An 18,157-nucleotide genomic window follows, 5' to 3' on the forward strand; every position below is an offset into this window, starting at 1 on the left:
TAGTGAATCGAACCAAGTCGATGGGGGTGCTACTGCTCTTGCCAAGTCTGTCCTTATTGACACTGCACATTTCGACTCCATCTTTACCAATTCCAGAGTAGCATCAAGTGGGCGCGATCGGCACCGGTTTGGCCACCGGATATATTTTTTTAAAGCATGGATTCTGTATTCGAATAATAGGGAGGATTTTTGAGGGGACGAGAACGATTTTTAATGACGTTGACCCCTGCTAGGGCGAATTTAAATGTCGGGACAAAACATGGACTGGAAGGAACAGGCAGCGGAGTTGGAGCGGTTATTACCTGAATGCGAGGTAGCTGTTCAGTGGCGTGTGCGTGAACAGGTTGAGAGACTGTTGCCTCCCAGAAATCCAAAAGCTGTGGAAAAGAAATTGGCGAGCTTCTTAGCCGATGCTAAAGCGTCTTCCAAACGATGCTCCAGGCTTTTAGATTCACTCCCTGATATTACGTTTCCAGATGCATTGCCTATCTCTCAGCACCGGGAAGAGATCCGTCGAACGATTCAAGAGAATCAGGTCGTGGTCATCGCTGGTGAAACAGGATCCGGAAAAACCACTCAACTTCCGAAGCTATGTTTGGATGCAGGGCGTGGCGTTAAGGGTAAGATTGCCTGCACGCAGCCGAGAAGGATAGCGGCTTTGTCAGTATCCCAGCGCGTAGCGGAGGAACTGAAAGTTCCCTGGGGAAAAGAGGTCGGGGCCAAAATCCGATTTACGGACAAAACAGGAAAGGATACGCGCATCAAATTTCTGACGGATGGCATGCTTCTCTCGGAGATTCATGGAGATCGTCATTTGCTGGAGTATGACACGGTGATCATCGATGAGGCTCACGAGCGAAGCCTCAACATCGACTTCCTTCTGGGCTACATGAATCAGCTTAGGGAAGAGCGACCGGATCTGAAAATTATTATAACTTCCGCAACCATCGATACGGAGGCATTTTCAAAAGCCTTTGGCGATGCACCGATCATCGAAGTGTCTGGTCGTATGTTCCCAGTGGACCTGGAGTATCTGCCGCTGGAGGAATTGCTCCCTGGAACAAGTGCCAATTATTTAGATGGTGCGGTGGCTGCGGTGGAGCAGCTGATTGAGGAACACAATCGTGGGGATATTTTGGTTTTCTTTCCGGCAGAGAAGGATATCCGGGAAACACGAGATGTATTTATGGGGCGTCGATGGAAGCATGTAGAAATATTTACTCTATTTGGAAGACTGTCATCAGGCGATCAGCAGAAAGTATTTTCCAGGAGTGGTAACAGGAAGATTATCCTATCTACGAATATAGCGGAGACATCCCTCACGATACCTGGCATTCGTTTTGTAGTGGATACTGGATACGTGCGCTTAAGTCGGTACAGCGCCGGAACTCGAACGCAGCGATTGCCAATTGAAGCTGTCTCCCAAAGTAGCGCTAATCAACGGATGGGGCGATGCGGCCGTGTCGAGAACGGTATTTGTACTCGCTTGTATTCAGAAGCGGATTTCCTGAAACGACCTGAATATACACAAGCTGAAATACTGCGTTCCAATTTAGCGGCTGTTATTTTGAAGATGCTCGTCTTTGACTTAGGTGATATCGAAACCTTTCCGTTCATTGATCCTCCGAGTCCAAGAGCCATTCAATCCGGGTACCAGCTTCTGGTTGAGCTGGGGGCCTTGAAAGGTAGAAAAAAAGGTGTCGATGGTCAGGCTTCAGGAGCAGATGCCAAATATGAATTGACCCCTTTGGGTAAGAAGCTTGCGCACTTGCCGGTGGATCCCACGGTGGGTCGAATGATTCTGGAGGCTAAGGAGGAAGGAGCTTTAGAGGAAGTTCTGATCATTGCGGCTGGATTGAGTATTCAGGATCCACGTGAACGACCTGAAGAAAAACGCGAGCAGGCGGATCTGATGCATAAGAAGTTCAGGGATGACTCCTCGGACTTTATTACGCTCTACAATATCTGGGCCGCCTATCACGACGAAACGGAGAAGCTGACGCAAAACCAACTGAGGAAGTTTTGTAAAAGTCATTTTCTCTCATACCTACGTATGCGCGAGTGGTGGGACATTCATCAGCAATTGCTTTTGGTGATGAAAGACTTGGGTGAATATCGAAAGAGTCGAAAGAATGTGGATTACATCGCGATTCACCGATCGATTGTTGCCGGGTTGCTCAGCAATGTGTGCATCAAAGATATGGGCAACCACTATCGGGCTGCCCGCAATCGCAAGACGATGATCTTTCCCGGTTCGGCCTTGTTTGATAAAAAAGCCAGCCGAGAAATGCGCAAGAAGAAGGCCGGCGAGCAAGCGCGCGATGTGATTGAAGGGAATACGCCGGACTGGATCGTGGCTTCGGAAATCGTAGAAACCGGCCAAGTCTATGCTCGAACCGTTGCGGGCATCGATCCAGCTTGGTTGGAGAAACTGGGAGCGCATTTGATCCGACACCGGTACTCAGATCCACGGTGGGATGAAAAGGGTGAACGTGTGGTGGCAAAACAACGGTGCATTTTGTTGGGTTTGGAAGTGGATGTGAAGCGAGTGGGCTACGTAAAGGTGGATCCGGCCGCGGCGACAGAGATCTTTATTCGTGAAGGCCTGATGGGTGAGAGTTTAAGAACTCAGCTTAAGTTTCGTGAGAAGAATCAGGCCTTGATTGAACGTGTGGAACAAAAACAGGCACGATCGAGGATGACGGGATTTTTCGGACTCGATGAGGCTTTGTATCAATTCTACAGCGAGCGTATCAAACAAATGGGTTCGGTGGCCGACATGCATGCCTGGTTGAAGTCCCATCCTGAAGATGATCTGTTAATCTCTGAGGGAGAATTACTGGGTGAATCGGGAGTCGAAGTTGATGAAGCACAGTTTCCTCAAACCATTCAAACGCCCGAAGGTGAACGTAGACTTCACTACCATTACAAACCGGGAGAGGAAAAGGATGGTGCTACACTGAGTCTGCCATTGCATGCTTTCGATTCTTTCCGGCCGGGTGCTCTTGATTGGATTGTTCCAGGTTATCTGGAAGAGAAGGTGGATGCTTTGCTCCGAGCTTTGCCGAAGGATGTCAGACGGAAGCTTTTCCCTATTGGTGAAAAGGCCAGTGAGATCATGCAGCTTCTTGAACCTGGAGATTATTCTCTTAGTGAGGCGCTGACAGTCATCGTTAAGGAAAAGTATGATGTGGGTATCCCTTCGGTTGTTTGGGATTATTCGGCGATTCCCGATCATTTGAAAGTTCGCTTGGAAGTCGTGAATGAAAATGACGAGGCCATTGCGAGTGCTCGATCGATGGATGACATTTCGGTAGAAGTTAAAGCCAAAATCAAAGATGCTGAGAAGAAGCACCGGAAATATGAAAAAGATCGGGATGCCTGGTCGGTCGCTCAAAAGAAATGGGGACGAAAAGAGGTCACGGAATGGGATTTTGGAGATTTACCGGAACGGGTTGAGGTGAGTCATTTGGGTGGAGTACCCGTTTATGGATACCCTGGCCTTGGAAAGGGTGAAAGCGACTGTGAGGTTCAGGTTTTTAAATCCCTGGCTGAAGCCGATGCATCAACCAGGCAGACTTTACCGAAGCTTCTCGAAAAGGTCCTCCGTTATGAGCTAGCCTGGTTGCAAAAGGATTTAAGGGATTTGAAGCAATTGGCTCCCTTGTGCGTTACCTTTGTTCATCAGGATACGTTGCTGAAGCATAGCTATGTTCACCTGTGCCGTCATCTCTATCGATCTGACCAAGTGTTGCCGCTTAAGCAGAAAGGATTCGAAGAACTGGTGCGACGAATTCGAAATGAGCTAAAAGGCCTTGTTCCTCAATTTAGTGATTTGCTTAAAATCATTTTTAAGAACCGACAGTTACTTACTGTCGAGAAACGAGGTTATCCTGGAATGTTTGAAGACTTAGCGCAATTAATTCCCAAGGACTTCTTACTGAAAAGACCCTTCCTCCAACTTAAGGAATATCCTCGCTACTTCGAGGCTATGCAAATCCGTCGCAAGCGGTTCATTAACGATCCTCCCAAAGATGCTAAACGTGCGGAGGAATTAAATAACTATAAGCAGCAGTATCTGGAGTGGTTGAGTAGTCCCGATTTCCCCAAAGCTGGCCTGGGCTTACTTAATCAACTCAGGTGGTTGTTGGAGGAGTTTCGTGTGAGCCTCTTTGCTCAGGAATTGGGAACTCCCGTTTCAATCTCGCCCAGGAAAGTGGAAGATCAAATCGATAAGATAAAGCGATTGATTAATCCCAACTCATTGGATATCAAACCGAAGTCGAAACCGGTTATCGATTTAAAAGAGTTTAAGATTGGTCGGGATTTTTAATCTTCTTCCTTCAACAATTCTGAGTGAAATAGTAAACTAGCAAGGTTCAGCGCGTTGGTTATGCAGGTTACAATCTTTGAACAGATCATACTCAGAATTTCGGGATGACATGCTGAGTCTGTTCCGGTCTGCTTTGCATCCGGTCTTGTCGTCGCAAGGCTCCTCGGAACCTCCCTCCAGATTCAATTACACACACAAGTGCGCTCACTCACCTCTCGGTCGTCATCCTCAACATCTCATCTCCGTGAAGAAACTGGATTGGTAAGATCCTTGGACGGCCTCGCTTGACAGTCCAAGCTCGCCTCTCATTTTAACGGCTATGCTTCCCTGGTTTCAGGACGGAAAGTTTCCGCTTTATTTGGCACCGATGGCCGGATTTACCGACATCGGCTTTCGTACCCTGTGCAAAGAGAAGGGAGCTGATGTGGTCGTTTCTGAGTTTGTGTTGGCCGATGCCATTCTACGTGGAGATTACAAAGTCTGGAACTCGATTGAGTTTACCGAAGAGCAACGACCCATGGGGGTGCAAATTTTCGGGTCTGAAGCGGACACGATGGCGGATGCAGCCAAGAAAATCGTGGATCGTTTAAATCCTGACTTTATCGATCTTAATTTTGGTTGTCCGGCCAAGAAGGTGACCTGCAAAAACGCCGGTTCATCCCTTCTGAAGGACCTACCCCTTTTGGGTGAGATTTGTCAGGCAGTTGTCCGAGCCCTTCCCGATTGTCCTGTGACTGCAAAAATCCGAATGGGTTGGGACAGCCAAACCATTGTCGCTATCGAAGCGGGCAAAGTTATTGAGGATGTAGGTGTCCAGGCTTTGGCGATTCATGGGAGAACCAAAGCACAAGGGTACAAAGGAGATGCGAACTGGGATGTGATCCATCAAGTTGCTGAATCCATTTCGATCCCGGTAATTGGAAATGGTTCAATTGGTTCCAAATATGATATTTGTAAGCTACGTGAACAGTACTCGATAAGTGGATTGATGGTTGGCCGAGCTGCCCTTGGTAATCCTTGGTTGTTTCAGGAGCTAAAATATAAAGTAGACGACCGGGTCGCTCCACCTGAGCCTTCAATTGAAGAACGCTGGGAATTAGTAGTTCGCTACTCGGAGATTATGAAGGGGCACTACAGTCATTTGCGTGAAGACATGTTGCTGGGGCTAATGAAAGGCCGGATGGTTACTTTTGTCGCCGGCTTTCCTGGAGCCCGTAAGTTGCGCAATCGGATGAGTCGCCTGAAGTCTTGGGACGAATTATACGCGTTGAGGGATGAGAGCTTGTCCACTGTCGAGCTGAGAGCTTAAGCATAAAAAATCCCGGCTGTTCTTACAACCGGGCTTTGTATCTAAATTGTAACTACCTGTATTAAGAGGCTGCCTGATCGCCGTCGTTCGAAGGCGCAGGGAACAAGTGTACGTCTGTTTGAGGATAAGGAATGGAAATTCCTTCTTCACCAAAACGATTAAATACTTCCTCTTGCACATCAAAATAAACGTCCCAGTAATCAGCGGCATTTACCCAAGGGCGAACCACGAAATTAACACTGCTGTCACCGATTTCGGATAAGCCGATGGTGTAAGATGGGTCTTTGAGAACTCGCTCGTCATCGTTGAGAATGCTTTCAAGAACGCTACGGACTTTCTTTAAGTCGTCGTCATAACCACATCCGATGACCAGATCTACGCGACGCGTAGGTTTGGTTGAGAAATTGGTGATTGCTCCACCCATGATTTGAGAATTCGGAACAATAATGACCTTGTTGTCTGGTGTGCGCATTACGGTCGTCAGAATCGTGATTTCCTCTACGATTCCAAAAACTCCACCGCCATCAACCGCATCACCCTTTTTGAAGGGACGGAACATGATGATGAGCACGCCTGAGGCAAAGTTTGCCAGAGAGCCTTGTAGAGCCAAACCAACAGCTAAGCCGGCGGCACCAAGAATGGCTACGAAGCCTGTCGTTTTTACACCCAGGTAGTCCAAGGCTGCCAAAACGACACAGACCATCAGGACCATGTAGACGCCGTTTCCTAGGAACGAAACTAGTGTTTCGTCCATGTTGGCTTTCCCCATGGCCTTATTGACTAGATTAGTGATTTTGCGAGCTATCCATTTTCCAATTACGAAAATGACGATCGCTACTACTAGTTTGATTAATAAATCTAGGCCGTCTGTTTGAAGCCAGTTTACAACTGTATCGATATCCATAGTGCTATTGTTGAGTTAATGTGAAGAGATTTTGAACAAGTTCGATTTCCCTATTTTTCCCGGGAACAACTGGTAAAACGGGATTACTGTATTTGATTTACCGATACAAAGCGACACTTTTTACAAAGATTTGAAATTGCCTGAATCGTTGGTCAGATTATCTTACTACAATTTATTGTAGAATCCCAACATCCTATCATTATGAAACAACCTATATCTTTAGGGACGTTTGTACCTGCAACGCTCTTGGTGAGCTTAATTTTACTCTTTGTTTCTCCGCTCGTTTTTGCTGGGAAAATTGAAACCAAAGACGGATCCGTTATCAACGGGAAGATTCTTTCGATTGAGGGTGGAGTTATCAAAGTTGAAACCTCCTATGCCGGAGAGCTTTCCATTAAGAAGTCTGAAGTGGCCGTGTTTTCTTCTGATGAAACGATCAATGTGTCTACAGATGGCGGCAATACCTTCAAGGGAACTGTATCCGGGGAAGGTGATGCCATCAAGATCGCTGCACAAGGTGGTACGTTTGAAACATCCGTTGGCAATGTAACTGCAGCCTGGCAACCTGGCGAAGATAGCCCGAAGGAAAAAGCATTGAAGGCCGAGATCGCAGCCAACGAGAGAAAGTGGAAGTTTGACGTGAGCGCGGACATCAGCGGAAAGTCTGGAAACTCTGATCGTTCAGCGGTAGGTGTTGGAGCCACTGCAGTACTTGAGGGTAAGCAAGACCGACTGATGTTTTATGGATCCATCGATAACGCTGAAGAAAATGATAACACCACGGCTGATGAGATTAAAGGTGGAATCGATTACTCGTCATTCTTCTTGGACAGCCTCTCTTAGTATGTTCGTGGAGAGATGGAAAAAGATGATATTGAATTGTTGGATCTCCGAGCGACTGCCGCGTTTGGTATCGGTAAACATGTGATTCGAAAAGACGACCAGAAGCTGGAGTTTCGCGGTGGTCTCGCCTATCGCTATGAGAACTTTAACGATGGATCTAAGGTGGAGTCGCCAGGTATTGATTTAGCCCTCATTCATTACAAGGAACTCAATTGGGGAACGCTTAATAATCTTCTGACCTACAATCCATCCTTTGAAGACTTTGGGAATTTCAGAGTCTATCATGAAACGTCACTGGATTTGCCAGTTGGAACGAGTGAGTTTTGGAAGCTACGTATTGGTGTCAACAACGATTATAATTCTGAGCCAGTCCCTGGCTTGGATGAAATGGATACCACCTACTATGCTCGGTTGCTGCTGACCTGGCGCTAAGCTCCTAGGCAGTTCAAGTTACTGATTCTTCTCCAAGCCACTTTTTGAGACTCTCAAAGGCTTGGAGGAATAATTGGAAAGCCAGGTCTTCTGGTTTGATATCTTTGGGGTGCATCCAATGAACCGCCGCAACTTCCTCGGGATCGATGATGGTCTCGGTTGCTGAAGTAGTCGCTGTGTAGAAAAGATCCAAGGTGTCGTAGGTGATTCCGCCAAATGCGTATCGGTTCGGAGAGCTACAGAGGTATTTGAGTTTCTCAATGGGGATGCCTACTTCCTCTTTGACTTCCCGGATCAGGCCTTCCTCAGCCGTTTCATTTCGCTCTAAAAATCTACCCGGTAGTCCTAGCTTTCCCAAACTGGGTTCGTGTGCTCGTTCCGTCATGAGTATTCTCCCTTGGGTATCACGAATGAAAACCCCAGCCGCAGACGCGATGTTGGGGTAGAGCTTAAAGTTACAGGAGGTACAATGCCAGGGCTTGAAGGATCCGGCATGGAACGTTTTGGCCCCGCAGTGAGGGCAGTAGGGGAGCTCTTTAGATTCAGGCATTTAAGATGATGAGCAGGACGCCGAAAAAGCCCAGAGTGGCTCCGGCTACTTTTAATGGGCTAAGTCGCTCTTTGAGGAAGAAGGCTGCCAGGATAAGTGTAAAAAAGACGGATGTTTGATTGAGAATCGAGGCGACTGAAACAGAAGTATATTTAAATCCTACAATCCAGGCGAAGAGTGCCAAGTAGGATCCCACAAAGGCTCCGATGAGCATCACCTTCCATGGAAGATGACCTTTGAAGATTTGGATTGAGTGAAAGACACGTCCTGAAAAAACCGTGAATAGAAATATTCCGGTGGTTCCTCCGAGTAAGCGAATACAGGATACCGTGATTGGAGATGCATCGGTAAGGATCGGTTTGGTTGATACCATCCCCACTGCCATGAAGAACACCGCAGCAATGCCGATGAGAGTGCCTCTGATCAACTGGTCTTTAGAAATCGCATGCTGTGGCTTCTGATAGATAGCCAGAAGGATACCTACGAGTATGATGAGGATTCCGACAAGTTGAAGAACTCCAATTTTTTCCTCTAGAAACAGTAGGGAGAGTAGGATGACAAAGGGACTGAAAAGACAGGCCAGGATTGCGTTCCGCCCTGCGCCCAGAATCTTTAATGAGTAGAGAAAAAGTGTGTCTCCAACCGCTATTCCCAGCATTCCGGATATTATAAGGATGAAGATATCACTGCTTGAAAGCTCTCCCTGTGCATCGAGGTCTGGGAAAGCCAACCAAGTCAGGAAAAAGAGAATCGTCGCGAACGAGTTCTTAAAGAGGGCCAATTCAATCGCTGGTATGCCGCGTACTGCGACACGAAACAAGATGGTGGCGCTGGCCCAAAAAAGCGCGCACATCAATGACCAGGTTTCTCCCCAAAATGGCATCTGGGGATTAGGGGCGGGGGCCTCACTCAGGTCAACGGGTTTTTAGGAGATAGAAGAGGCCTTTTTGTTGCCTTGGCCGTGGCCTGCCTCCTTGATAATCTAAAATCAAATACTGACTACTTATGAGCATTCATCTGGTGATAACATTTATGGGAAAAGACCAACCTGGATTGGTTGAGTCGGTCGCTTCAGTGGTGGCCCGCGAGGGGGGCAATTGGCTCGAAAGTAGAATGTCCCATTTAGGTGGGCAATTTGCCGGAGTCTTGCGTGTAGCCATTGAAGAAGCAAAGGAAGCCTCCCTATTGAAATCGCTTTTGCAGCTGCAGGAGTCTGGCTTGAGTATTACAGTGAGATCTGAACTAGCTGCTTCAAGTCAGCTCAAGCGATCCCTTGTGACTTTAGAGCTCCTTGGGAGTGACCAGGTAGGCATTGTAAGTAGAATCAGTGGTTTACTGGCGAGCCTGGATGTTAATGTCGAGGAACTGCATACAGAACTCACTACGGCCCCGATGTCTGCTGAACTGCTGTTCAAAGCGAGAGGGTTGCTGCAATTACCAGCCAGTTTGGCTCCTGAAACGTTACGTGACGAATTAGAGGCTGTGGCCGCTGATTTGATGGTCGACCTGCAACTGCAAAGGGAGATTTAAAGTTTCCAGGTCCTGTTTATTGGGATAAGTTGATTTTCTTCGAAGGGATTTTGCAGTCCTGGGTGTTATGCTCTTCAAACCCGAATATATATGAGAATACGTATCCCAAAATCACTTTCCTCTTTCGCCCTTATTATCCTTATTAATCTTGGTCAAAGCACTGCTTCGACTGCGGTTGAAAACTTTGAATCATTGGAAGTTATCCATTCGGTGCTTCCGGCATATCCGACGGGTATGACTTTTGAAGGCATTTTTGACGGATCGGCCCAGGTTATAGTGAATGTAAATGAGCTGGGCGAAGTTGAAGATGTATATCTAGCCTCCTATACGCATCCATTGTTTGGGAAATTGGCCGAAGAGTACATCCAGAAATGGAAATTTAAGCCTGCAAAACTCAACGGTGAGCCTCTATCCGTTATTAAGCCATTTGATTTTAAGTTTGAAGATCGCCGAGGTGTATTTTCAATGGGAATACACGAGGCTGCCGCTTCCAAATTACGGTTCTCTAATTTCGTCAATGGGAAGCGGATTTATAGCCCGAGGGAATTGGATGAGATTCCTGAACCCATCTCTATGACAACGCCCTTGTATCCCGCTGAGTTTAAAGGAAAAGGAATCGAAGGTTCTGCTACCGTTCTTTTCCATATCGATGAAGAAGGGAATATTCGAATGCCTCATGTGACAGAGTATTCTCACGATAGTTTTGGAAAAACGGCGCTGCTCGCCGTGGATAAATGGAAATTTAATCCCCCCCTTGGTTAATGGGAAGCCGGTTTCTATCCAGGTCCGTCAAGTATTCAAGTTCCAAGAAAATAAGAATTAGAAAGACCCGGTAATTTTGCACCCAAACAAACGTTTACCCAATGAGTAGGAGGAGTATTGATCTCCTCCTATTTATGTTACTTAAGCCTTAAGAGGATATTCTAACCTGTTGCTTGGTCCGGAGTGGCCGCAATCCGATCTGTCTCTGAAAACTTGGGTAGCAGGGCTCGTTTCAATTGTTTGCGAGTACGGTAGAGGCGAGTTTCAACGCCCTTAGTGCTACAACCGACTATTTCAGCGATCTCCTTGTAGGAAAGGCCTTCATGCTGGTAGAGTATTAATGTGGTTTTCAGATCGTGCGGAAGGTTGCTAATTGCCTTTTTTAAGTATTCAACCATGTCGTTGGTCGCTGCGCTCGTGTCGGGGGGTTGGCTCCGAATCAGAAGGATCCGTTTTTACCGTATTTTCAGACTCTTCAGCTGAATTTCTCATGTTAAGTAAGGCAACTGTAGGGTGGCGTCTTTTCCAGCGGCCAAAGTTGCGGCATTGGTTGGCCAAGGTCGTGAAAAGCCAAGCTGAAAGGCGGGTATCTGGTCTGAATTTGTCTTTGTTCTTATAGACTTTTACAAAAGTTTCTTGGACGAGGTCTTGTGCATCCGTTTCATTTTGCACGTAGCGCCATGCAAAGCTGGTTAACGGTCGTTCCCAACGATCCATGATTTCGTTGAGAGCGGAATCTCTTCCGTTTCTCAGCTCCTCCAAGAGTCGGAGGTCTGTCTGAGTATCGTGGGGCTTGGATTGAGGAAGTTAAAGTCGATTAAGATTCTTCCGGTAGGCTGGTTTTGAAGTCTTTGAGTAATTCGTCGAATCGGGCCTTTTGATTCACGTTCATTACATCCCCAATTTTAGTTAAAAAGCTTTCAGTAGATGAGTCTCTGGTTTTATCGAGGTCTACCTTATCCTGTAAGTATTTGTAGAATGCGATGAAATCGATGCGGTCGTTTTCTACGCGTTCTTCTTCAAGAGAAGCGAGCCGTTGTTCCAATACTTGGATTTGTTCCTCCAGTTGAATGACTTCTGGCTGATGATCTCGGTGCATGGCTACGACCACTTCAAACTGTTCTTCGCTTAAAGACAGATAATCCTGAATCCAGCTCAACTTGCATTCCAGGGTATCCTCTTCGCAGGGCTTGAATGAATTGAAATAGAGGGAGTGGGCGAACAGACCAGCGGTCAGGCCCAGGACAATGGTAAGAATGCTGCTTTTCACTGTGTGTCCTTCTTTTCTAGAAGCTGAGTCCGAGCTTCAATGAGCTGAATGTAGTTTTGGGCCAGTTCCTCCGTTCGAATACTCGAACTACGATCCAAGCGAAGTTCTGCAATCAGAATGCCGCAAACGATGCTCGCGGCTACAAAAGCAGTGGCTCCTAATGGCTTTGAAATTATTTCCAGTAGTGGTGATAGCCAATGTCGATAGGATTGGGCTTTTCTGGAATCTTCCGCAGCTATGCGGGTCCACACACGCTTTTTGAGTTGAGGATCAGAGGCAGGTGCATTCTTCCATTTCCTCAACAAGAAATCCAATTCGTTTTTATCGCTCATATTCTATAAGCATAACTATGCATGAGTAATAACCCCGCGGAGAGTCATTACCCTTCAATGAATTAAGCGAGGTACGAAAAAGCTTCAACAGGATTTATATTTAACCCTGAACTCTTTAAACCGCCGACAATTCTACTATTTAACTCGTGCTGGTCGGGCGGACAAATGGGGCACTATGCCGATGCGGAGGCGGTGTGATGCCATCCTGTTTAGCCAATAGGTCCTCTGATAACTGAGCATTTGCTCCGGCAATTGCATCTTCAACTTGCTTCAGTGTTTTAACTCCCAGTACTACGGAAGACATAGCTTGCTGTGCTAAGGTCCAGGCGACGGTGTATTGAGAAAATGGAATACCTGCTTCTTTTGCCAATGCTTCAGTGGCTTCTAGCTGATTATAAATGCCTTCTTCAGGATTCGATAGCCAGTTGGGGTTTTCCTGCATCCGGGATCCTTCAGGGATTTCCTGCCCTCGCTTGTATTTACCGGTTAGCAGCCCACCTTCAAGGATTTGATAGGGTGTGACACCGATGTTGTGCTTGTCGCAAAATTCAAGATCGATGTTGAAGTGGCGTTTCAGCATACTGTAGGGGATTTGAGAGGACACCGGTTTGGGCCACCCATGTTTATCTGATAACCAGAGCAACTCGCAGAGATCGAAAGCGAAGTGATTGGACACACCAAAAGATCGGATTTTCCCCTGGCGGACAGCCGTTTCAATCGCACTCAAGGTTGCTTCTAGTGGTGTATGTTTGTCGGGCCAATGAAGAATGTAGAGGTCGATGTAATCGGTGTTCAGGCGTTTAAGGCTGGCATCCAGCTCTCTTCCAATCGTGGTAGGGGAAAGTCCGGCATCTTGTGGGCCAGGACCGAGTGGTGCGCCTACCTTGGTCGCGAGGATCACCCGGTCTCTTCTATCTGAAAGAGCTTTTCCGAGTATCTCTTCTGCGACACCGCCCGAAGAGCCCAATACTCGATTGTAGCCTTCGTAGGCATTTGCCGTATCTATAAAGTTGATACCCAAATCAATGGCTCCATGAGTTAATTTTATCGCATCGGCCCCTTCAACAGGCGAACCGTAGGTCATTGTTCCGAGACAAACAGGAGATACAAGAAGGCCACTTGAGCCGAGAGATCGAAATTTCATAGGTTATGAGTTTTGGATTAAAGTCTTGGTGGATTAAATGGCGACGTTGGGACCTGCCCATTGACCGTTTTTCTTAGCTTTGCGCTCAGCTCTCGAATGGTTTTCGTATAAGCTGGGTTTGATGCTAAATTATTGAACTCGTTAGGGTCTTCAAAGTGATCATAAAGTTCCACTCCTTGCTGGCCTTCATTCCATTCGTTGTAACGCCAGCGATCGGTGCGAATGCTGGCACCCATGACAGGGAGGCCGTCACCTGGGCGGAGCACTTGGGTGAAAGCTTCGCCTTTCCATTTCTTATTAGGATTGTTGAGCAAGGGGAGCAGGCTTTTCCCTTCAGCGTCCTTTGGTGATTCCAATCCGCAAAGTTCTGCTATGGTTGGGTAGATATCTACAAACTCGACAATTTGTTTACTGGGCTTGCCGTTTCCTTTTTGGTTGGGGCTATAAATGATTAAGGGCGCCGAAGCTGATTCCTCAAACAGGCAACGTTTTTGCCAGATGCCATTATGTTCTCCCAGATTATAGCCATGGTCACTCCAGAACGCGACAACCGTGTTATCTGCCAGTCCCAGCTCTTCCAAGGCGTCTAATAATCTTCCAACCTGTGCGTCCACAAAGCTTACATTGGCATAGTAAGCCTGTTTGGCTTTAAGGACATCTTCGATGGCCAGGTTGTAATTGGGGACCGGGTTGTTGTGGGCAAATGCGATTTTTGGGATGTCTTCTCGATCACCTTCCGGTGCGTAGGGTATTTTGATTTTTTCTATTGGGTAGAGGTCCCAATACTTTTTCGGAGCTACATACGGTGTGTGTGGGCGGAAAAATCCTGCGGCCAGGAAGAACGGCTTATCTTTATTTTCCTTCATCAGGCGAATAGCCTCCGTGGTTATCATTCCATCCGTTTGCTCCTCATCTGTTCCTTCTGCAGCCAGCCAACTCAACGCTGCACTGATTTGTCTATGCGGCTCCAGATTGGTGATGAGATGCTCTTCGTCTTTGTCTCGCCCTTTGGGGTTTACTACCTGATTCCAAGAAGCGGGATCGTCTAAGCCATTGGTCCCTATTTGTCTGGGGACGCCATAGTGGTATATCTTGCCCACTCGCATGGACTTGTAACCGGCCTTCTGGAAAAGCTGGGGTAGGGTAACTGCGTTTGGAGCAGCATCTCGAAAGTGAACTTCCAGGTCGTAGACCTTGATCGTATCGGGCCGTAGACCGGTCATCAGCGATGCACGGGTAGGATTACAAAGGGGTATCTGGCAGTAAGCGTTGTCGAATCGAACTCCCATGTTTGATAGACGATCCAGATTTGGCGTTACAGCGATCGGATCTCCAAAGCAAGCGATTGAGCTGGTCAGGTCATCCGCGGCGATGAATAGAACGTTTAGTTTCTCTTCTTTAGCGGATAGGGCACCTGAGAATACGGAAAGGAGAGTAAGAAAAAGAAATATAGTCAGTCGAACCATGAAGCGATGGGATTCTTCCAGATTTGAAGAAAATAGACATCGTTTAAAACAAGCCCGCTTGCTTCAAGTGTTTAACTGAATTTACAGTCTATTTCTTCCAGACCTCGCTCTGTTCGGTAATTGCTACATCCCACGGTTGATCGGGATTGGGATCGTAAATGGGATCATTGTCCCTCTCAGGAAAGGTGCTGATGAGGTCTGACATGCGAGCGAGTGCAGCTTGGGCCTCAGGATCGCTGCTTGTTATCAGATTCGTTTGTTCGTCAGGATCAGCCAATACATCGACCAGCTTCTCGGGCTCTTTCTTATGGCTCACATACAGCTTAAAGCGTTTCTCACGAATCACTCGGTCGCGAAAGGCATAGGCGTTCTCCACACCGTCTTCGGTGAGAGCTGCTTCGTTTCGACCGCCCATGCCAAGCATCCAACTCCGTTGGCTATCTTGGCTTTTGCCCAGAATGAGGTCGGCGAAGGATTTCCCGTCGTAGGTATAACCCTCTTGGAGCTTTCCGCCTCCGAGTTCCGCAAAAGTGGGTAGCAGATCTGTGACATCGATGAGAGCATCTGTCTTCACGCCTTCAGGAACCAATCCCGGGCTGTTGACGATGAAGGGTACGCAGAGTCCTGGTTCAGTTGTACTGGCCTTTGCCCCTTTTACGGTTCGGCCATTTTGATGGCCGGTAATTTCGCCCGTGGTACCATTGTCAGTGGTCCAGATGATGATAGTGTTGTCGCGAATACCAAGGTCGTCCAAGGCTTGTACCAATTTTCCCAATACTTTGTCGGTGTAGCGAACCATGGCCTTGTGCTTATCCAGATCGGTTTCGACATCCCGTTCGTCTGGAGTTGTGACGAATGGAGTATGCGTGAGTACCATGGGGTAGTAGAGGAACATCGGGTCGTCTTTGTTCTTCTTCATGAAGTCGATGAGGAAGTCGACAAACATGGTTTCGCCGTACTCACCTTCACGGATGAAACTACCTTCTTTGGTATGAATGTAGGGATCCCAGAATCGTTCATCGCTGGGTGGATTATTGCCTTCGCCTCCGGTCCACATGCAGTAGTCGTCAAAGCCAATTTCAATCATTGCTTCGGGTTGCACCCGGAAATCGTTAATCTGCCATTTGCCAGCAATGGCCGACTTGTAGCCCGCATCTTTCATGACCATGGAAATGCAGGGATTGCGATTCCAGTCGTAATGGGCACCCCCTCCCCAGCGAGGAACGTCCCAATGGTTCACCCAGCCATGACGATAGGGATATTGTCCGGTAAGAAATGAAAGTCTGGTAGGGGTGCACTGAGGCATGACATAGGCATTCGAGAACTGCATGCCTCCAGCGGCCAGTTGGTCGATATGGGGTGTTTCGATATTTTCACCACCGTAGGTTGATACCCATTCTTTACCTAAATCATCGACCAGGATAAACAGGATGTTAGGTTTGCTGGAAGGAGAACTATTGCTTTCGGAGCAACCAACGAAAATCGATAGAAGCCCAGTTATGAGCGGAAAGAGAACGATAAGTTTAGTGTATTTCATGTTGTGCGAATTTTGAAATGGTTTACCAGATCTGGGAACGTCTTTTCAGGAGTTCAGGGTATTGGGCATCTAAATCTTTCACTTCCTGTTTGATGGAGAGCAGTTGTTGTTTTAGATCTTCCGCAACTTTGGCGTAGGCTGGATCGTTGTAAACGTTTTGTTGTTCGTAAGGATCTTTTTCCATGTCGAACAGCTCCAGCCTAGCTGGAGTAGAAGCCGGTTTGGTGGCTCCCCAAGAGGAAACCTGGTGCAGGTTGGCTTCGTTAATTTCTTCACCGGGTCCATAGGCCCAGATTTCGTCCATGCGTGGATGGAGTGCCAATCCGTAATAAAAGATGAGTTTATATCGTTGGGTGCGCAGGGCGTAATGCGCTGGTATGTCGTGATGAGCACGATGCATCCAATAGCGATAGTAAGTGGATTGCCGCCAATCATCGGGTGTTTGCCCTCTCAGGTTTTGACGGAAAGAACGACCTTGCATGGCTGCGGGAGCTTTTACTCCGGCGAAATCTAGAATGGTCGGGGCAAAGTCGACATTGTTGATGATGTCTTTGTTGATACTATTGGCTTCGATTTCTTTTGGGTAGCGGGCGATAAATGGCATGCGCATGGATTCTTCAAATGCCCAACGCTTATCCACGTGATCGTGTTCACCAAGCATCATGCCCTGGTCGCCGGTGTATATGATCAGGGTATCATCCTCCAAGCCTTCCGATTTAAGGTAGGCCAGAACCCGACCTACATTTTCATCAACTCCGGCGACGCATCGAAGATAGTCTTTCAAATACCTTTGGTAGGCTGCGCGAGTTTGTTCTTTCTTGGTCATGCCCGTGATGTCCAACGGACCACCTGGCCAAAAGTCGTTTTGCATGCGAGCTACCCGGTTTCGTATCTGATTGGTTGGACCCAAAGTGCTACCGTAATTTCGTGAACCGTCGGAACGATCACTTTTATCTTCAAACAGGCTGTGGGGTTCAGGGATCTCGTCATCTGCATAGAGGTCGTTAAATCGGGGCGCATTTTCCCAGATGCCATGGGGCGCCTTGAAGTGACACATGAGGAAAAAGGGTTTGTCGTCGTCCCGTTGTTCCTTGAGCCACTTCAGTGTTTCATTGCCGATTACATCACTGGAATGGCCTTCGTAGGGCTCACCGCCCTCATTGTGGTCTTTCCAAGGTTTTCCTTTCTCTTTGAGAAGAGGGTTAAAGTAGAGGCCTTGACCGGGGAGGACTTTGTAGTAGTCAAAGCCGATCGGTTCAGAGTGTAGGTGCCATTTTCCTATGATGGCTGTTTCGTAACCCGCCTGTTGCAATTCCGCTGCTAGGTTGGGTTGGTGGTCGCGATCCCAAGTATCCACGAGGGTCATCAGTCCGTTTACGTGACTGTATTGACCGCTTAGGATAGACGCGCGGCTGGGCGTGCAAATGGAGTTGGTACAATAAACATTCTTGAGTAATATGCCTTCGTTGGCCAGTTGATCGATATTTGGGGTGGGGCAATATTCTTTCAGGTGACTCCCATAGCTGCCAATGGCCTGATAGGTATGGTCATCGGACATAATGAAAAGAATATTGGGCTGCGAGTCTTTTGCTTTGACTGATGGTCCCCAAGCTAATGCGAGACCGGTGAAGATACATAAAACCACCGAGATTGAATGTGGGGGAAAAGTACTTTTCATATTCATAAGTTTAGGCGACTTGGTGAGGATTGAGGAAGCACATTATCAATAAAAGTACATAAAAAGC

The 18,157-nt window shown here is 47.4% G+C and carries 17 protein-coding genes; 6 read left to right on the plus strand and 11 right to left on the minus strand.

The annotated features are described in order from the left end of the window. Positions 1-259 precede the first annotated feature (259 nt). Complete coding sequence (gene hrpA, locus GA003_05435; protein QXD29414.1) at positions 260-4,333, plus strand: ATP-dependent RNA helicase HrpA; 4,074 nt, start codon at positions 260-262, stop codon at positions 4,331-4,333. A gap of 319 nt (positions 4,334-4,652) precedes the next feature. Then, entirely contained in the window at positions 4,653-5,642 is a 990-nt protein-coding gene (dusB, locus tag GA003_05440; protein ID QXD29415.1) for a tRNA dihydrouridine synthase DusB, read from the plus strand. Positions 5,643-5,703: 61 nt separating this feature from the next. Here the strand turns inward: dusB and GA003_05445 are convergent, their stop codons facing one another. Further along, positions 5,704-6,546 carry a mechanosensitive ion channel gene (locus GA003_05445; protein QXD29416.1) on the minus strand — a complete coding sequence of 281 codons (843 nt, stop codon included), beginning with the start codon at positions 6,544-6,546 and terminating at the stop codon, positions 5,704-5,706. 201 nt (positions 6,547-6,747) lie between these two features. Here GA003_05445 and GA003_05450 point away from each other — a divergent pair, with 201 nt between their 5' ends. Continuing rightward, on the plus strand, positions 6,748-7,389 hold the full coding sequence (locus GA003_05450) for a DUF481 domain-containing protein (protein ID QXD29417.1): 642 nt from the start codon (positions 6,748-6,750) through the stop codon (positions 7,387-7,389). Between the two features lie 15 nt (positions 7,390-7,404). After that, a complete protein-coding gene (locus tag GA003_05455) occupies positions 7,405-7,821 on the plus strand; it encodes a DUF481 domain-containing protein (protein QXD29418.1) in 417 nt (138 codons plus the stop codon). A gap of 13 nt (positions 7,822-7,834) precedes the next feature. On the opposite strand, the gene GA003_05460 is transcribed toward GA003_05455, so the two are convergent. Further along, on the minus strand, positions 7,835-8,371 hold the full coding sequence (locus GA003_05460; GenBank protein ID QXD29419.1) for an NUDIX domain-containing protein: 537 nt from the start codon (positions 8,369-8,371) through the stop codon (positions 7,835-7,837). After that, positions 8,364-9,254: a DMT family transporter gene (locus GA003_05465; protein QXD29420.1), complete on the minus strand. Its 891-nt coding sequence runs from the start codon at positions 9,252-9,254 to the stop codon at positions 8,364-8,366. The genes GA003_05460 and GA003_05465 overlap by 8 nt, the downstream gene beginning before the upstream one ends. 122 nt (positions 9,255-9,376) lie before the next feature. Between GA003_05465 and GA003_05470 the strand changes: the two genes are divergently transcribed. Beyond that, a complete protein-coding gene (locus GA003_05470) occupies positions 9,377-9,901 on the plus strand; it encodes a glycine cleavage system protein R (protein ID QXD29421.1) in 525 nt (174 codons plus the stop codon). Between the two features lie 90 nt (positions 9,902-9,991). Beyond that, positions 9,992-10,663 (plus strand): energy transducer TonB, encoded by a 672-nt coding sequence (locus GA003_05475; GenBank protein QXD29422.1) that lies wholly within the window; start codon positions 9,992-9,994, stop codon positions 10,661-10,663. 161 nt (positions 10,664-10,824) lie between these two features. On the opposite strand, the gene GA003_05480 is transcribed toward GA003_05475, so the two are convergent. From GA003_05480 to GA003_05515, 8 genes are all read right to left on the minus strand, one after another. Then, positions 10,825-11,061 carry an RNA polymerase sigma factor gene (locus GA003_05480; protein QXD29423.1) on the minus strand — a complete coding sequence of 79 codons (237 nt, stop codon included), beginning with the start codon at positions 11,059-11,061 and terminating at the stop codon, positions 10,825-10,827. Continuing rightward, a complete protein-coding gene (locus tag GA003_05485) occupies positions 11,054-11,380 on the minus strand; it encodes a sigma-70 family RNA polymerase sigma factor (protein ID QXD29424.1) in 327 nt (108 codons plus the stop codon). The genes GA003_05480 and GA003_05485 overlap by 8 nt, the downstream gene beginning before the upstream one ends. Before the next feature lie 100 nt (positions 11,381-11,480). After that, positions 11,481-11,933 carry a hypothetical protein gene (locus GA003_05490; GenBank protein QXD29425.1) on the minus strand — a complete coding sequence of 151 codons (453 nt, stop codon included), beginning with the start codon at positions 11,931-11,933 and terminating at the stop codon, positions 11,481-11,483. Then, positions 11,930-12,265 carry a hypothetical protein gene (locus tag GA003_05495; GenBank protein QXD29426.1) on the minus strand — a complete coding sequence of 112 codons (336 nt, stop codon included), beginning with the start codon at positions 12,263-12,265 and terminating at the stop codon, positions 11,930-11,932. Before GA003_05495 ends, GA003_05490 begins: the two co-directional genes overlap by 4 nt. Before the next feature lie 139 nt (positions 12,266-12,404). After that, a complete protein-coding gene (locus tag GA003_05500; GenBank protein ID QXD29427.1) occupies positions 12,405-13,409 on the minus strand; it encodes an aldo/keto reductase in 1,005 nt (334 codons plus the stop codon). Positions 13,410-13,426: 17 nt separating this feature from the next. Continuing rightward, a complete protein-coding gene (locus GA003_05505) occupies positions 13,427-14,875 on the minus strand; it encodes a sulfatase (GenBank protein ID QXD29428.1) in 1,449 nt (482 codons plus the stop codon). Positions 14,876-14,963: 88 nt separating this feature from the next. Next, complete coding sequence (locus GA003_05510; protein QXD29429.1) at positions 14,964-16,412, minus strand: sulfatase-like hydrolase/transferase; 1,449 nt, start codon at positions 16,410-16,412, stop codon at positions 14,964-14,966. Between the two features lie 22 nt (positions 16,413-16,434). Next, the gene (locus tag GA003_05515; protein ID QXD29430.1) at positions 16,435-18,090 is read right to left on the minus strand and encodes a sulfatase; all 1,656 of its coding nucleotides are present in this window, start codon (positions 18,088-18,090) and stop codon (positions 16,435-16,437) included. Positions 18,091-18,157 lie beyond the last annotated feature (67 nt).

The sequence above is a fragment of the Opitutia bacterium ISCC 52 genome, assembly GCA_014529675.2.
GTDB lineage: Bacteria > Verrucomicrobiota > Verrucomicrobiia > Opitutales > UBA2995 > UBA2995.

What these genes read in the sequence shown, in the direction of transcription:
- GA003_05510 (QXD29429.1), bottom strand. Translation starts at nt 16,412, where the DNA reads ATGAAATACACTAAACTTATCGTTCTCTTTCCGCTCATAACTGGGCTT.
- GA003_05450 (QXD29417.1), top strand. Translation starts at nt 6,748, where the DNA reads ATGAAACAACCTATATCTTTAGGGACGTTTGTACCTGCAACGCTCTTG.
- GA003_05470 (QXD29421.1), top strand. Translation starts at nt 9,377, where the DNA reads ATGAGCATTCATCTGGTGATAACATTTATGGGAAAAGACCAACCTGGA.
- GA003_05460 (QXD29419.1), bottom strand. Translation starts at nt 8,371, where the DNA reads ATGCCTGAATCTAAAGAGCTCCCCTACTGCCCTCACTGCGGGGCCAAA.
- GA003_05500 (QXD29427.1), bottom strand. Translation starts at nt 13,409, where the DNA reads ATGAAATTTCGATCTCTCGGCTCAAGTGGCCTTCTTGTATCTCCTGTT.
- GA003_05485 (QXD29424.1), bottom strand. Translation starts at nt 11,380, where the DNA reads ATGGATCGTTGGGAACGACCGTTAACCAGCTTTGCATGGCGCTACGTG.
- GA003_05465 (QXD29420.1), bottom strand. Translation starts at nt 9,254, where the DNA reads ATGCCATTTTGGGGAGAAACCTGGTCATTGATGTGCGCGCTTTTTTGG.
- GA003_05495 (QXD29426.1), bottom strand. Translation starts at nt 12,265, where the DNA reads ATGAGCGATAAAAACGAATTGGATTTCTTGTTGAGGAAATGGAAGAAT.
- hrpA (QXD29414.1), top strand. Translation starts at nt 260, where the DNA reads ATGGACTGGAAGGAACAGGCAGCGGAGTTGGAGCGGTTATTACCTGAA.
- GA003_05505 (QXD29428.1), bottom strand. Translation starts at nt 14,875, where the DNA reads ATGGTTCGACTGACTATATTTCTTTTTCTTACTCTCCTTTCCGTATTC.
- dusB (QXD29415.1), top strand. Translation starts at nt 4,653, where the DNA reads ATGCTTCCCTGGTTTCAGGACGGAAAGTTTCCGCTTTATTTGGCACCG.
- GA003_05515 (QXD29430.1), bottom strand. Translation starts at nt 18,090, where the DNA reads ATGAAAAGTACTTTTCCCCCACATTCAATCTCGGTGGTTTTATGTATC.
- GA003_05445 (QXD29416.1), bottom strand. Translation starts at nt 6,546, where the DNA reads ATGGATATCGATACAGTTGTAAACTGGCTTCAAACAGACGGCCTAGAT.
- GA003_05475 (QXD29422.1), top strand. Translation starts at nt 9,992, where the DNA reads ATGAGAATACGTATCCCAAAATCACTTTCCTCTTTCGCCCTTATTATC.
- GA003_05480 (QXD29423.1), bottom strand. Translation starts at nt 11,061, where the DNA reads ATGGTTGAATACTTAAAAAAGGCAATTAGCAACCTTCCGCACGATCTG.
- GA003_05455 (QXD29418.1), top strand. Translation starts at nt 7,405, where the DNA reads ATGGAAAAAGATGATATTGAATTGTTGGATCTCCGAGCGACTGCCGCG.